Below are 15,567 nucleotides of genomic sequence, written 5' to 3' on the forward strand. Positions count from 1 at the left end.
AACATATAAGAAAAAGTCACCTGCAAAATGGAAAACAATCGCAATTTCCCTGCCAGACAATTTCATTCGCTCACGTTCTTTGCTGGTCTTTGTATTGGCATCACGCCTGTGGCTCAGGCTCTCGCCGCCGAAGGGCAAACTAACGCGGATGACACGCTGGTTGTCGAAGCATCAACGCCTTCGCTTTATGCGCCACAACAATCTGCCGATCCGAAATTCTCGCGTCCGGTAGCGGATACTACCCGCACGATGACGGTGATTTCTGAACAAGTGATTAAAGATCAGGGCGCAACCAACCTTACCGACGCGCTCAAAAACGTCCCCGGAGTGGGTGCGTTTTTTGCTGGTGAGAACGGTAACTCCACCACTGGCGACGCCATTTATATGCGCGGTGCCGATACTTCTAACAGTATTTATATTGATGGCATTCGCGATATCGGCAGCGTCTCGCGCGACACCTTCAATACCGAGCAGGTCGAAGTAATTAAAGGGCCGTCCGGCACCGACTACGGGCGCAGCGCGCCGACGGGCTCGATCAATATGATCAGCAAGCAGCCGCGCAATGATTCCGGCATTGACGCCTCCGCGAGTATTGGCAGCGCCTGGTTCCGCCGCGGCACGCTGGACGTCAATCAGGTCATTGGTGATACCACTGCGGTGCGCCTGAATGTGATGGGTGAAAAAACGCACGATGCCGGACGCGACAAAGTTAAAAATGAGCGTTACGGCGTCGCCCCTTCTGTCGCTTTTGGCCTTGGCACAGCGAATCGTTTGTATCTTAATTATCTGCATGTCACCCAGCACAACACGCCAGACGGCGGCATTCCGACCATCGGTTTACCGGGTTATTCTGCCCCATCTGCGGGAACGGCGGCCCTGAATCATTCCGGAAAAGTTGATACTCATAACTTTTACGGCACGGATTCCGATTACGACGATTCGACCACCGACACCGCTACCATGCGTTTTGAGCACGACATCAACGATAACACCACCATTCGCAATACTACCCGTTGGTCGCGCGTGAAGCAGGATTACCTGATGACGGCGATTATGGGCGGGGCGTCGAATATTACCCAGCCCACCAGCGATGTGAATAGCTGGACCTGGTCACGCACGGCGAATACTAAAGATGTGAGTAATAAAATTCTCACCAACCAGACCAACCTGACCTCGACGTTCTATACCGGTTCTATCGGTCATGATGTCAGTACCGGCGTGGAATTTACCCGTGAAACGCAGACTAACTACGGCGTTAATCCGGTGACGTTACCTGCGGTAAATATTTATCATCCTGACAGCAGCATTCATCCCGGCGGCCTGACGCGCAACGGCGCAAACGCCAATGGTCAGACGGATACCTTCGCAATTTACGCCTTCGATACGCTGCAAATCACCCGTGATTTTGAGCTGAACGGCGGGATCCGTCTGGATAATTATCATACTGAATATGACAGTGCCACCGCCTGCGGCGGCAGCGGACGCGGTGCCATCACCTGCCCTGCTGGCGTGGCAAAAGGTTCTCCGGTCACCACCGTCGATACCGCCAAGTCGGGCAATCTGGTGAACTGGAAAGCCGGGGCGCTGTATCACCTGACGGAAAACGGCAATGTCTATATTAACTATGCCGTTTCCCAGCAGCCTCCGGGCGGCAACAACTTCGCCCTTGCGCAGTCTGGCAGCGGTAACAGTGCCAACCGCACCGATTTTAAACCGCAAAAAGCCAACACCAGCGAGATTGGCACCAAATGGCAGGTTCTGGATAAACGCCTGCTACTTACCGCCGCGCTGTTCCGTACTGATATTGAAAATGAAGTTGAGCAAAATGATGACGGGACTTATTCGCAATATGGTAAGAAACGTGTCGAAGGCTATGAGATATCCGTGGCCGGGAATATCACCCCCGCGTGGCAGGTGATTGGCGGCTATACCCAGCAAAAAGCAACCATCAAAAACGGCAAAGATGTTGCCCAAGATGGTTCCTCATCGCTGCCCTATACGCCGGAGCACGCCTTTACCTTATGGAGCCAATATCAGGCAACCGATGATATTTCCGTTGGTGCGGGCGCACGGTATATCGGCAGTATGCATAAAGGTTCTGACGGCGCGGTGGGAACGCCAGCGTTTACCGAAGGTTATTGGGTCGCCGACGCTAAACTGGGGTATCGGGTTAATCGCAATCTCGACTTCCAGCTAAACGTCTACAACCTGTTTGATACCGATTACGTCGCCTCAATCAACAAGAGCGGCTACCGTTATCACCCGGGCGAGCCAAGAACCTTCTTGCTCACGGCCAATATGCATTTCTGATTCAGATGTGGGGCGCAGGCCCCATTTTTTGGAGAACTTGTATGATGTACCACATTCCCGGCGTGCTATCGCCAAAGGACGTCGCCCGGTTTCGCGAACAACTGGAACAAGCCGAATGGGTGGATGGACGCGTCACCACCGGCGCACAAGGTGCGCAAGTTAAGAACAATCAACAGGTAGACACCCGCAGCACGTTATACGCCGCCCTGCAAAATGAGGTGCTGAACGCGGTTAATCAACATGCTTTGTTCTTTGCCGCGGCCTTGCCGCGTACCCTTTCCACGCCGCTGTTTAATCGCTATCAGAACAATGAAACCTATGGTTTCCATGTGGATGGCGCAGTACGCAGCCATCCACAAAACGGCTGGATGCGCACTGACCTTTCTGCCACGCTGTTTTTAAGCGATCCAGAAAGCTACGACGGCGGCGAACTGGTCGTTAATGACACCTTCGGGCAACATCGGGTAAAACTCCCGGCAGGCGATCTGGTGTTGTATCCCTCCAGCAGCCTGCATTGCGTGACACCCGTAACCCGCGGCGTGCGAGTGGCATCATTTATGTGGATCCAGTCGATGATCCGCGATGATAAAAAGCGCGCCATGCTGTTTGAACTGGACAACAATATTCAGTCGCTGAAAAGCCACTACGGCGAAAGTGAAGAGATCCTGTCGCTGCTCAATCTTTATCATAATCTGCTGCGGGAATGGTCGGAGATCTGACGCTTGAACTGCCCGAGTTCGTCCCTATATTAGCTACACTTAGCTGTACAAGCATTGATATGGGGAGGACGATATGGCATCCGGTTGGGCTAATGATGACGCCGTCAACGAACAGATCAACAGTACAATTGAAGATGCGATTGCCCGCGCTCGGGGTGAAATTCCGCATGGCGAAAGCCTGTATGAATGTGAAGAGTGCGGTGCCCCTATCCCGCAGGCCCGTCGGGAAGCCATTCCTGGCGTGCGCTTATGCATTCATTGTCAGCAGGAGAAAGATTTACAAAAACCAGCTTATACAGGATATAATCGCAGAGGTTCGAAAGACAGCCAGTTACGTTAACTACAACTGGCGGGATGTATAGCGAGTATAATTTGTATTTTGCGTGGCATTCCGTGCCTTTAACGCTGTCGTGACTGCCACGCTGCATAAAACAAGTCCATAAGTTCAACAAATAAATGGATTATCAGTATGTTAGATATCAATCAATTTATTTGAACAAGGCGGTCAATTCTCTTCGATTTTATCTCTCGTAAAAAAACGTGATACTCATCACATCGACGAAACAACGTCACTTATACAAAAATCACCTGCGAGAGATTAATTATGAAAACTATCAATACTGTTGTTGCTGCTATGGCTCTTTCAACTCTGTCATTTGGCGTGTTTGCCGCGGAACCGGTAACGGCATCCCAGGCACAGAACATGAATAAAATCGGCGTGGTTTCTGCCGATGGCGCATCCACCCTCGATGCCCTGGAAGCGAAACTGGCTGAGAAAGCTGCGGCAGCTGGGGCGAGTGGATACAGCATCACTTCTGCCACCAACAACAATAAATTAAGCGGTACTGCGGTAATTTATAAGTAATTCGTAAGCCGGATCAGGCGTTTACGCTACGTCCAGCACAAGTATTTCCCTGTCTGTTTGCCGACAGACGCATATGCTCTAACCCTCATTGATCCTATGTTACCCTTGTTTGCCCGTCCGCCACTGGACGGGCTTTTTTTTAGCTGGCTAACTGCTGACAGAAAGCCTGCAACGTCTCTTCCGGCATACCAATCTGCCGCGCCGCATCACAAATGGCCTGCCAGCTTCCCGCATCCAATGGAATCCCCTGCTCCTGCCGTTCGCGACGCGTGTTAACTTCCCACTCGCCCGGTAGCAAAATCGGCTTATCGTCATCATGCGGCGAGGCTTTCACCCACTCGGCAAAGGCTTCGGTCTGTGCACTACAATCCGGCGCGCCGAACAGTTCTGGGTTGATAATGATAGTGGTCATGCAGTTAAGAATGGCATCGGGACTGGTTTGTAACGTTTCCTGATGCGTCGTTTTACCGCCAGAAAGCGCCCCGCCAAGAATTTCACACATCGCTGCAAGGGCGTAGCCTTTATGTTCGGCAAAGGTCAACAGCGAACCCAACGGCGACTCCTGCATTACCGCCGGATTTGTCGTCGGCACGCCGTTAACGTCAATCAGGCAACCTGGCGGCACGGGGACGCCTTTATGCCAGGCGACGCGGGTTTTGCCAAATGCAATGGCGCTGGTGGCGTAATCGAGCAACAGCGGGAAATTATCTTTACGAGGGAAAACCACACAGAACGGATTGGTGCCAAAGCGGCTGTCGCGACCGTGGAACGGCGCGACCATTGGAATACCGACCACGCTAACAAAGTGGATGGAGACAAACCCCGCCGCTGCACACTGCTCCGCCCAGTAACCGATACGGCCGATATGATGCGAGTTATGTAGCGCCACGGCAGCAATACCGTGCTGATGCGCTTTCTCAATCCCCAACGCCATCGCTTCGTGTGCCGCGACCTGACCAAATGCGCGATCGCCATCGAGCGTGACCGCCGCCCCCGCCTCTTTAACGATTTTGGCATGATGGTTAATTTGCAGATGCCCCTGACTCCAGGAGCGCACATAGCTTGGGATCATGCCAATACCATGTGAATCATGCCCTGCCAGGTTTGCCGCGATTAAATGATCGGCAACTAATTTCGCTTCTTGTTCCTCGCTACCCATCTGACGAAATACAGCCTGAATAAAACTGTGCAACGTCTGAGCATCAAAGCGATGACCACTTTCCATGGTTAACTCCTGTTTATGTTATGTGTTTGTTGTTTTTTTATGCTGCACGCCGGGCGCGGGAAGGTCAATAAAGATGCAGGAATTTCATATTGCGGTGGGGTAAAAGCCGGATGACATGGCTCATCCGGCTGAGAAAAGAATTAGAATGCCTGATTAACGCGCGCCAGGCCGTCGCTGATAGTTGCCGCTTCACCCGTAGCCACCAGGCAGCAAGCCATCTGGATTTTCAGCGATTCGGGAATCGGTTCGCTGCCAGCCAGGCAACGCTCAATCCACTGCGCCGTGGTTTCCGGATCTTTTGCTTGTGGCAGTAACTCGCTACCAGCAGTGTCCTGTTTTTCATACAGCACCCGCATCCCTTCACGGTCAATGAGATTGATCTGCGGGCAGCGCTGCGGATTAGCATACACTTCACCTTCAGTACCATGCATTAGTAGCGCCCGCCCGCCGATATCGCTAAAGAACTTCGCGACGCGTCCAATGTATTCCGGATGCGAAACGCTGGAAAGACGCAGTGCCTCACCTTCGGCAAATGGCGTCGCCAGTTTCGCCAGGGTATGTGCACTGTTACGCACGCCCATCCGCCAGCGCATCGCCAGTTGTTTTTCCAGCGGCGGGCAAAACGCGCCGACAGGCATAAACACCGGTTGATGTTCGTCGAGCTTCGCCTGCGCCTGCCCGCCGTGCAACGTTGGCGTAATACCCATCAGTTCGAAAATGGTTTCTGTCAGCACGCGGGTTGGATCTTCGCTAACCCCGTGAACCACCACAGGAAAACCGAGTTTGTGCAGGAGAATCGCCAACAACGGCGTCAGGTTGGCCTGTTTACGCGCGCCGTTGTAACTGGGGATGACAATCGGCATCGGCTTGTCTGCAGGCGGCGTCAGCTTGATGGTGTGATTTTGCATGGCTTCGTAAAAGCCGAGCATCTCTGCTTCCCCTTCCCCTTTGATACGCAGCGCAATCAATACGCCGCCCAACTCAAGGTCAGGGACTTCACCATTGAGCATATGGGCATACAGACCGCGCGCAGTATCCCGGTCTAAATCGCGCGCGTGGTTTTTCCCGCGCCCGATCTCTTTAATGATTTTGCGATAGTCCATTTACGACTCCTTACCTGACTCACATCATTAACGCCGCCGACGGCGTGGGGATTTCGTTTTTTCTTTCTTTTTAACTATACCTTCAGGGACTTCCGGTTGCTCTATCGGAAATACCGGTAATGCATCCAGTAGCCGCTTGCCGTAGTTTTTGGTGAGCAAGCGTTTATCGTAAATCACCACTTCGCCCCAGCAACCGTGGCTTCGAATCAGTCGCCCAACCTGCTGAATCAGGTTAAACGAGGCGCTCGGCAGGCTTTGCACCTCAAACGGATAGCGGTTGAGGCTTTTCAGCCATTCCCCTTCGGTGATCACCACGGGGCTGTCGATGGGCGGAAAAGCGATTTTGTGGATATGCACCTGGCTGAGCAGATCGCCTTTCAGATCAAGCCCTTCGGCAAATGACTGTAAGCCCACCAGCACGCTGCGCTCACCGTTGGCGACGCGTTTGCGGTGCAGTTCAACTAAACGGTAACGCGGCTGATCGCCCTGCACCAGCAACATCAGACGTAAATCCGTCACATAGTCGAGAAAGCGCTGCATCGCCCGTCCGCTGGCAAACAGTACCAACATACCGAGATGTTTTTTGCTCTCCACCTGCTTACGGAAAAAGGCCGCCATTTCGGCAATATGCTGCTCTTCGTTGTCGAGGGAAGGCTCAACGCGCATCCGGGGAATAACAATTTTGCCCTGTTCGCAGTGGTTAAAGGGGGAATCCAGCGCCACAAAACGGTCGCCCGCTTTCTCTTTCAGCCCACTCATCTCCTGCAAACGCGAAAAACTGTTCAGCGAACGCAAGGTTGCGGAGGTAACAATAATGTGCGGAATACTGCGCCACAGCAGCCTTTCCAGTTGGTCGCTAACACGAATACCCACACAGTGAAACCAGAGATGCAGCTGCCCTTCGCGCTCTTCCCGCGTCGCCCATTTGGTCACCGGCGCACCGGAAGATTGCGCCAGAGACGCCAGCCGCCAGAGTTTGCTTTGCGCCTCGAACATCCCCAACGCGCGGTTCATCTGCAAAATCAACCGATGCAGGCGTACAATGTCATGGCTGCCGGTTTTCTCACTTAAATCGTTAAGAAATAACTCCGCCAGGCCACGCAGCATCTCGGTGAGTTTTGCCAGCCGCTGGCAGATCTCCAGTACTTCATCAGGCAGTTCGCCCATCGCAAAACGGTGCTCTGCCTCCTGCCCGGCAGGCATGTAGAGGTTGAGAATGTTGTTTAACGAGGCGATAAGCTCATACAACTCTTCACAATGGGCATTCAAACGTTCAGGGATCGCCAGCGGCGGGATGGTCTTCGGGCGAAACTGCTCCATGCAGGTAGCGACCAGTTTCGTGAACAAGTCCAGCTGTAGCCGATACCACGGTGCGGTGATTTCTGCACTCATCTCCAGCGCATCCCGCGCCACATCCGGCAGGTGATGACCTTCGTCCAGCACCAGCAGTAAATTTTTCGGGTCAGGCAATACGGCTTCGCTTTCCATCGCCGCCATCACCAGCGCATGGTTTGCCACCACCACTTCCGCTTCCTGAATCTCCCGACGAGCGACAAAAAACGGGCATTCGCGATAGTAATAACAGTTGCGGTTAAGGCAACTGGCCTTGTCGGTGCTCAAACGACGCCAGAGATCGTCATCTATAGCGATATCAGTATGATCACGCAGACCATCCCATTTATAAGTGTCGAGATCGCCCTTCAGCTTCGCACAACGTTTTTGTTCTTCCTGATTGTTCGGCGTCAGTTCGTCGTCAAGAAACGCCAGCAAATCCTGTTGCGTGGGTTCAGTGCTGGCGAGCGCCGTCAGATTACGCGGACAAACGTAGCGCCCACGCCCAAAAGCGGCAGTGAATTTAAGATCGGGAATGATCTTTTTCAGCAGCGGTAAATCTTTACTGTAGATCTGATCCTGCAATGCCACGTTGGCGGTACTCACCACCAGCGTTTTTTGCTCTTCGCGGGCAATGGCGATGCCAGGGATCAAATAGGAGAGCGTTTTCCCAACGCCAGTGGGGGCTTCAATCGCCAGATGCCGCCCTTCTTCTCCGGCCAGCGTTTTGGCGACGTCCGCAATCATCTGCCGCTGCGGCGCACGGGGAATAAAGTCGGGGATCTGTTCCTGAAGCGCCTTATACCAGGCGGCAATTTGCGCTTTAAGCGCGGCGGTTAATGCCATGAGAAAACCTGAAATACTGTATAAACAGCCAATATTGTGGCATTTTTCGGTTTTCAGGGGTAATGGTTTTTCTGTTTCTGGAAAGCGGCTCGCAATAACGTTTTCTGGCTGTGGGGTTTTCTCGCAACAGAAGAAACATCATTGCGTAGTAAAAGACAATGCACGCAGGCTTATTGCGCTGGTGGCCATTGCAGGGCGGTATGTAAAACACGCAGTACCGAGAGCGTATCGCCCTCCACTTGGTAGATCAGCACATAATGCGGCCTGACAACGGCTTCATGTGTACCAGCGACTCGTCCGGCCCGGTACATCTCCGGGCGTTCACAGGCCTGTTCCGCAATGGCTTCAAATTGATTATCAAGGGCTATTGCCGCTAGCGGATTATCTTTACTGATGTATTCCATGATTTGCTCCCTGTCAGACAGGGACATTGGCTTCCATTCCAGACGCATTAATCCCCCTTCAGCAAGGCTTTTTTACGGGCAGCAAATAGACTTTTGGCCTCTTCATGAGAGAGCGCCGGGCGTGGATCGTCAATGGCGGCCTGTACCTGTTCACGAAACCAGGCGTCATACGCGGCAGCTTCATGAGCTCGTTTTAATGCCTCTGCCCTGTCTGGTCGGGTCGTTTTCTTCTGACCGTCCGGGTCGTAATGAGAGGCGTCGACTTCAAACCGGGCAATACCAACATCTTTCAGGTAGTTGACAACCGTTTCCAGCCGTTTAAACAAGCGAATTTGCCGACTGCGTTGTGCTGCAAGAGGCCGTTCAGTGTGGCCGTATTTCACGGTCAACGACCAGCCTCCCTGGGTGCCAATAACGTGTGCTGCATCCACTACGCCAGATTCAACCAGTTTATGTAAGGTTGAGTGATCGATCGTTTCTGGTGCCATAATGCGCTAACCTCTTTGTATACGGCATGCAATTTATAATTAAAGATAGCGCAATTAATAATAAATTGCAGCACCTTAATCGTAAATTGCCCAGGATAAAATTGCGGTAGAAAGAGATTTGTTGCGAATATGCCGGGCATCGCCCGGCATAAAAGATTACTGCGCAGCGGCAGGTTTACGCGGACGGCGACGGCGTTGTTGTTCGCCTGCCGGTTTGGCATCACCAAGACGACGAGATGTTTTTTCTGCGGGCTTCGCGCTAGCTGATTTCGCACCACCTTCTCCACGGCGTGGTTGCTGTTGACCGCGACCACCACCTTGCCCACGACCGCCGCCGCCACGTTGCTGGCGACCATTCTGGATTGGTTCCGCTTTGATTGACGGGTCCGGCTCATAGCCAGGAATCGCAATGCGCGGGATCTCTTTTTTCAGCAGTTTTTCGATATCACGCAGCAGTTTGTGTTCATCAACACACACCAGCGACAACGCTTCACCGGTAGCAGCCGCACGACCGGTACGCCCGATACGGTGGACATAATCTTCCGGTACGTTTGGCAGTTCATAGTTGACCACGTGCGGCAGCTCTTCAATATCCAGGCCGCGCGCAGCGATGTCAGTTGCCACCAGTACACGAATATCGCCCGATTTAAAATCAGCCAGCGCACGGGTACGCGCACCTTGCGATTTATTGCCGTGGATCGCCGCACTGCGGATGCCATCTTTATTGAGCTGTTCAGCCAGATGGTTAGCGCCATGTTTGGTACGGGTAAACACCAGCACCTGCTGCCAGTTCCCTTTCCCAATCATATGCGACAGCAATTCGCGTTTGCGTTTCTTATCAACAAAGTGAACATGCTGGGTCACCTGATCAGACGCGGTATTGCGGCGTGCCACTTCGATTTCCAGCGGGTTGTGCAACAGTTTTTCCGCCAGGGCTTTAATATCGTCAGAGAAGGTCGCGGAGAACAACAGGTTCTGGCGCTTCGCTGGCAATTTTGTTAACACGCGACGGATATCGTGGATAAAGCCCATGTCGAGCATGCGGTCAGCTTCATCAAGGACGAGGATTTCAACCTGATCCAGCTTCACCGCATTCTGATGTTCCAGGTCCAGCAGACGTCCCGGCGTTGCCACCAGCACATCAACGCCGCCGCGCAACTTCATCATCTGCGGGTTAATGCTGACACCGCCAAACACCACCAGCGAACGGATATTCAGGTATTTGCTGTAATCACGGACGTTTTCGCCAATCTGCGCCGCCAGTTCACGGGTTGGGGTAAGAATGAGCGCACGTACCGGACGACGCCCTTTGGCGTGCGGCTGGCGAGTGATCAGGTGTTGCAACAGCGGCAGCGTAAAGCCCGCTGTTTTGCCGGTACCGGTCTGGGCGCTGGCCATCAGGTCGCGGCCTTCCAGCACCGCAGGGATCGCCTGCTGCTGAATAGGGGTGGGTTCACGGTAACCCTGCTCGGCAACGGCGCGCAGGATATCAGGGCTTAAACCCAAAGAATCGAAAGACATAACTACTCCGAACCGCCCCGACCGTTACCGGTGTAGTTTTCAGGGAGATACTGAAAAGGAAAATGACAAAAACCACAATGTCATGAGGGAGCGGAGTGTAGCAGTTTTTGTGACGCAGCGCATAAATTATCCCTGTGACTGGCGTAGCTAAAATTCTTAGCCATACTGGACAACTCCCCTATGGAGTCATAATCTTAATCAATCATTTGATTAAGAATGGACTGTGCGATGAATAATCCTGCCATGACAATCAAGGGTGAACAGGCGAAAAAACAGCTGATTGCTGCCGCACTGGCGCAGTTTGGTGAATATGGAATGAACGCCACCACCCGCGAGATAGCCTCCCAGGCCGGGCAGAATATCGCTGCCATCACCTACTACTTCGGTTCGAAAGAGGATTTGTACCTCGCCTGCGCCCAGTGGATTGCCGATTTTATTGGCGAGCAGTTCCGTCCGCACGCCGAAGAAGCCGAACGTTTGTTCGCGCAACCACAGCCTGATCGCGCAGCTATCCGTGAACTGATCCTTCGCGCCTGCAGGAACATGATTAAGCTGCTCACCCAGGATGACACCGTCAACCTCAGCAAGTTTATCTCCCGTGAGCAACTCTCTCCTACGGCAGCCTACCACCTGGTGCATGAACAGGTGATTAGCCCGCTACACAGCCACCTTACACGCCTGATTGCCGCCTGGACCGGCTGCGACGCCAACGACACCCGCATGATCCTCCATACCCATGCGTTGATTGGTGAGATTCTGGCGTTTCGTCTTGGCAAAGAAACTATTTTGTTACGTACCGGCTGGACCGCGTTCGATGAAGAAAAGACCGAACTGATCAACCAGACGGTGACCTGTCATATCGACCTGATTTTGCAAGGATTATCGCAAAGGAGTTTGTAGTGATGAAAAAACCTGTCGTGATCGGACTGGCGGTAGTGGTACTTGCCGCCGTGGTTGCCGGAGGCTACTGGTGGTATCAAAGCCGCCAGGATAACGGCCTGACGCTGTATGGCAACGTGGATATTCGTACGGTGAATCTTAGTTTCCGTGTTGGGGGGCGCGTTGAGTCGCTGGCGGTGGACGAAGGTGATGCGGTCAAAGCGGGCCAGGTGCTGGGCGAACTGGATCACAAGCCGTATGAGATTGCCCTGATGCAGGCGAAAGCGGGCGTTTCGGTGGCTCAGGCGCAGTATGACCTGATGCTTGCCGGGTATCGAGATGAAGAAATCGCTCAGGCCGCCGCAGCGGTGAAACAGGCGCAAGCTGCCTATGACTATGCGCAGAACTTCTATAACCGCCAGCAAGGACTGTGGAAAAGCCGCACCATTTCGGCAAATGACCTGGAAAATGCCCGCTCCTCGCGCGACCAGGCGCAGGCCACGCTGAAATCAGCGCAGGATAAATTGCGTCAGTACCGTTCCGGTAACCGCGAACAGGACATCGCCCAGGCGAAAGCCAGCCTCGAACAAGCACAGGCGCAACTGGCGCAGGCGGAGCTGAATTTGCAGGACTCAACGTTGATAGCACCGTCTGATGGCACGCTGTTAACGCGCGCGGTAGAGCCCGGCACGGTGCTTAATGAAGGTGGCACGGTATTTACCGTCTCGCTGACGCGTCCGGTGTGGGTACGCGCCTATGTTGATGAACGTAATCTTGACCAGGCCCAGCCGGGGCGCAAAGTGTTGCTTTATACCGATGGTCGCCCGGACAAGCCGTATCACGGGCAGATTGGTTTCGTTTCGCCGACTGCTGAATTTACCCCGAAAACCGTCGAAACACCGGATCTGCGTACCGATCTCGTCTATCGTCTGCGTATTGTGGTGACCGACGCCGATGATGCGTTACGCCAGGGAATGCCGGTAACGGTGCAATTCGGTGACGAGGCAGGACATGAATGATGCCGTTATCACGCTGAACGGCCTGGAAAAACGCTTTCCGGGCATGGACAAGCCCGCCGTCGCACCGCTCGACTGCACCATTCACGCCGGTTATGTGACGGGGCTGGTTGGGCCGGACGGTGCGGGCAAAACCACGCTGATGCGGATGCTGGCGGGATTACTGAAACCCGACAGCGGCAGTGCCACGGTGATTGGCTTTGATCCGATCAAAAATGACGCTGCGCTGCACGCCGTGCTCGGCTATATGCCGCAGAAATTCGGCCTGTATGAAGATCTGACGGTGATGGAGAACCTCAATCTGTACGCGGATTTGCGCAGCGTCACCGGTGAAGCACGGAAGCAGACTTTTGCTCGCCTGCTGGAGTTTACGTCTCTTGGCCCGTTTACCGGACGCCTGGCGGGCAAGCTCTCCGGTGGGATGAAACAAAAACTCGGCCTGGCCTGTACCCTGGTGGGCGAACCGAAAGTGTTGCTGCTCGATGAACCCGGCGTCGGCGTTGACCCTATCTCACGGCGCGAACTGTGGCAGATGGTGCATGAGCTGGCGGGCGAAGGGATGTTAATCCTCTGGAGTACCTCGTATCTCGACGAAGCCGAGCAGTGCCGTGACGTGTTACTGATGAACGAAGGCGAGTTGCTGTATCAGGGGGAACCAAAAGCCCTGACTCAAACTATGGCCGGACGCAGCTTTCTGATGACCAGCCCGCACGAGGGCAACCGCAAACTGTTGCAACGGGCATTGAAACTGCCGCAGGTCAGCGACGGCATGATTCAGGGGAAATCGGTACGCCTGATCCTCAAAAAAGAGGCCACACCAGACGATATTCGCCATGCCGACGGGATGCCGGAAATCAACATCAACGAAACTACGCCGCGTTTTGAAGATGCGTTTATTGATTTGCTGGGCGGTGCCGGAACCTCGGAATCGCCGCTGGGTGCAATATTGCATACGGTAGAAGGCACACCCGGTGAGACGGTGATCGAAGCGAAAGAACTGACCAAAAAATTTGGCGATTTTGCCGCCACCGATCACGTCAACTTTGCCGTCAAACGCGGTGAAATCTTTGGTTTGCTGGGGCCAAACGGCGCGGGTAAATCGACCACCTTTAAGATGATGTGCGGTTTGCTGGTACCGACCTCTGGTCAGGCGCTGGTGCTGGGCATGGATCTGAAAGAGAGTTCCGGTAAAGCGCGCCAGCATCTCGGCTATATGGCGCAAAAATTTTCGCTCTACGGCAACCTGACGGTCGAACAGAATTTACGCTTTTTCTCTGGTGTGTATGGCTTACGCGGTCGGGCGCAGAACGAAAAAATCTCCCGTATGAGCGAGGCATTTGGCCTGAAAAGTATTGCCTCACACGCCACCGATGAACTGCCATTAGGTTTTAAACAGCGGCTGGCACTGGCCTGCTCGCTGATGCATGAACCGGACATTCTGTTTCTCGACGAACCGACGTCCGGCGTTGATCCCCTCACCCGCCGCGAATTCTGGCTGCACATCAATAGCATGGTAGAGAAAGGCGTCACGGTGATGGTTACCACCCACTTTATGGATGAAGCGGAATATTGCGACCGCATTGGCCTGGTGTATCGCGGGAAGCTGATTGCCAGCGGCACGCCGGACGATTTGAAAGCACAGTCGGCCAACGATGAGCAACCCGATCCCACCATGGAGCAGGCCTTTATTCAGTTGATCCACGACTGGGATAAGGAGCATGGCAATGAGTAATCCGATCCTGTCCTGGCGTCGCGTGCGGGCACTGTGCGTCAAAGAGACGCGGCAGATCGTTCGCGATCCGAGTAGCTGGCTGATTGCGGTGGTGATCCCGCTGCTACTGCTGTTTATTTTTGGTTACGGCATTAACCTCGACTCCAGCAAGCTGCGGGTCGGGATTTTACTGGAACAGCGTAGCGAAGCGGCGCTGGATTTCACCCACACCATGACCGGTTCGCCCTACATCGACGCCACCATCAGCGATAACCGTCAGGAACTGATCGCCAAAATGCAGGCGGGGAAAATTCGCGGTCTGGTGGTTATTCCGGTGGATTTCGCCGAACAGATGGAGCGCGCCAACGCCATTGCACCGATTCAGGTGATCACCGACGGCAGTGAGCCGAATACCGCTAACTTTGTGCAGGGGTATGTCGAAGGGATCTGGCAGATCTGGCAAATGCAGCGCGCGGAGGATAACGGGCAGACTTTTGAACCGCTTATTGATGTACAAACCCGCTACTGGTTTAACCCGGCGGCGATAAGCCAGCACTTTATTATCCCCGGTGCGGTGACTATTATCATGACGGTCATCGGTGCGATTCTCACCTCGCTGGTGGTGGCGCGAGAATGGGAACGCGGCACCATGGAGGCTTTGCTCTCTACGGAGATTACCCGCACGGAGCTGCTGCTGTGTAAGCTGATCCCTTATTACTTTCTCGGGATGCTGGCGATGTTGCTGTGTATGCTGGTGTCGGTGTTTATTCTCGGCGTGCCGTATCGCGGGTCGCTGCTGATTCTGTTTTTTATCTCCAGCCTGTTTTTACTCAGTACCCTGGGGATGGGGCTACTGATTTCCACAATTACCCGCAACCAGTTCAACGCCGCTCAGGTTGCCCTGAACGCGGCTTTTCTGCCGTCGATTATGCTTTCCGGCTTTATATTTCAGATAGACAGTATGCCCGCGGTGATCCGCGCGGTGACGTACATTATTCCCGCACGTTATTTCGTCAGCACCCTGCAAAGCCTGTTCCTCGCCGGGAATATTCCGGTGGTACTGGTGGTGAACGTGCTGTTTTTGATCGCTTCGGCGGTGATGTTTATCGGCCTGACGTGGCTGAAAACCAAACGTCGGCTGGATTAGG

15 protein-coding genes are annotated in these 15,567 nt (G+C 53.8%); 8 read left to right on the plus strand and 7 right to left on the minus strand.

All coding sequences use genetic code 11. The annotated features are described in order from the left end of the window. Positions 1-27 precede the first annotated feature (27 nt). From ACJHYW_RS07610 to ybiJ, 4 genes are all read left to right on the plus strand, one after another. Entirely contained in the window at positions 28-2,310 is a 2,283-nt protein-coding gene (locus tag ACJHYW_RS07610) for a catecholate siderophore receptor Fiu (protein ID WP_000430055.1), read from the plus strand. A gap of 41 nt (positions 2,311-2,351) precedes the next feature. Next, on the plus strand, positions 2,352-3,029 hold the full coding sequence (gene ybiX, locus ACJHYW_RS07615; RefSeq protein WP_000990143.1) for a PKHD-type hydroxylase YbiX: 678 nt from the start codon (positions 2,352-2,354) through the stop codon (positions 3,027-3,029). Between the two features lie 73 nt (positions 3,030-3,102). After that, a complete protein-coding gene (ybiI, locus tag ACJHYW_RS07620) occupies positions 3,103-3,369 on the plus strand; it encodes a C4-type zinc finger protein YbiI (protein WP_000146334.1) in 267 nt (88 codons plus the stop codon). A gap of 264 nt (positions 3,370-3,633) precedes the next feature. Further along, the gene (ybiJ, locus tag ACJHYW_RS07625; RefSeq protein ID WP_000849301.1) at positions 3,634-3,894 is read left to right on the plus strand and encodes a DUF1471 family protein YbiJ; all 261 of its coding nucleotides are present in this window, start codon (positions 3,634-3,636) and stop codon (positions 3,892-3,894) included. Between the two features lie 13 nt (positions 3,895-3,907). On the opposite strand, the gene ybiE is transcribed toward ybiJ, so the two are convergent. From ybiE to rhlE, 7 genes are all read right to left on the minus strand, one after another. Then, entirely contained in the window at positions 3,908-3,967 is a 60-nt protein-coding gene (ybiE, locus tag ACJHYW_RS07630) for a protein YbiE (RefSeq protein WP_211180490.1), read from the minus strand. 66 nt (positions 3,968-4,033) lie between these two features. Next, positions 4,034-5,119 (minus strand): hydroxycarboxylate dehydrogenase HcXB, encoded by a 1,086-nt coding sequence (hcxB, locus tag ACJHYW_RS07635; protein ID WP_000443510.1) that lies wholly within the window; start codon positions 5,117-5,119, stop codon positions 4,034-4,036. Positions 5,120-5,259: 140 nt separating this feature from the next. After that, positions 5,260-6,222: a DNA-binding protein YbiB gene (ybiB, locus tag ACJHYW_RS07640; RefSeq protein WP_000386516.1), complete on the minus strand. Its 963-nt coding sequence runs from the start codon at positions 6,220-6,222 to the stop codon at positions 5,260-5,262. Between the two features lie 27 nt (positions 6,223-6,249). After that, positions 6,250-8,400 (minus strand): ATP-dependent DNA helicase DinG, encoded by a 2,151-nt coding sequence (gene dinG, locus ACJHYW_RS07645; RefSeq protein WP_001218664.1) that lies wholly within the window; start codon positions 8,398-8,400, stop codon positions 6,250-6,252. A 170-nt stretch (positions 8,401-8,570) separates the two neighbouring features. Next, on the minus strand, positions 8,571-8,852 hold the full coding sequence (locus ACJHYW_RS07650; RefSeq protein WP_001235510.1) for a type II toxin-antitoxin system mRNA interferase toxin, RelE/StbE family: 282 nt from the start codon (positions 8,850-8,852) through the stop codon (positions 8,571-8,573). After that, positions 8,852-9,292, minus strand: coding sequence for a hypothetical protein (locus ACJHYW_RS07655; RefSeq protein ID WP_000035214.1), 441 nt, complete (start codon positions 9,290-9,292; stop codon positions 8,852-8,854). Before ACJHYW_RS07655 ends, ACJHYW_RS07650 begins: the two co-directional genes overlap by 1 nt. 156 nt (positions 9,293-9,448) lie before the next feature. Beyond that, positions 9,449-10,813 (minus strand): ATP-dependent RNA helicase RhlE, encoded by a 1,365-nt coding sequence (gene rhlE / locus ACJHYW_RS07660; protein WP_000007106.1) that lies wholly within the window; start codon positions 10,811-10,813, stop codon positions 9,449-9,451. A gap of 228 nt (positions 10,814-11,041) precedes the next feature. Here rhlE and cecR point away from each other — a divergent pair, with 228 nt between their 5' ends. From cecR to ACJHYW_RS07680, 4 genes are read left to right on the plus strand one after another with little or no spacing between them, the layout of a single operon-like run. Next, a complete protein-coding gene (gene cecR, locus ACJHYW_RS07665; protein ID WP_001361295.1) occupies positions 11,042-11,713 on the plus strand; it encodes a DNA-binding transcriptional regulator CecR in 672 nt (223 codons plus the stop codon). A 2-nt stretch (positions 11,714-11,715) separates the two neighbouring features. Beyond that, positions 11,716-12,711 (plus strand): secretion protein HlyD, encoded by a 996-nt coding sequence (gene hlyD, locus ACJHYW_RS07670; protein ID WP_001361294.1) that lies wholly within the window; start codon positions 11,716-11,718, stop codon positions 12,709-12,711. Next, on the plus strand, positions 12,704-14,440 hold the full coding sequence (locus ACJHYW_RS07675) for an ATP-binding cassette domain-containing protein (RefSeq protein WP_001361293.1): 1,737 nt from the start codon (positions 12,704-12,706) through the stop codon (positions 14,438-14,440). The genes hlyD and ACJHYW_RS07675 overlap by 8 nt, the downstream gene beginning before the upstream one ends. Further along, positions 14,433-15,566, plus strand: a complete 1,134-nt coding sequence (locus ACJHYW_RS07680) for an ABC transporter permease (RefSeq protein WP_000070117.1) — start codon at positions 14,433-14,435, stop codon at positions 15,564-15,566. The genes ACJHYW_RS07675 and ACJHYW_RS07680 overlap by 8 nt, the downstream gene beginning before the upstream one ends. Position 15,567: the final 1 nt, after the last annotated feature.

The organism is Escherichia sp. WS3063, assembly GCF_046486595.1.
Taxonomy (GTDB): domain Bacteria; phylum Pseudomonadota; class Gammaproteobacteria; order Enterobacterales; family Enterobacteriaceae; genus Escherichia; species Escherichia coli.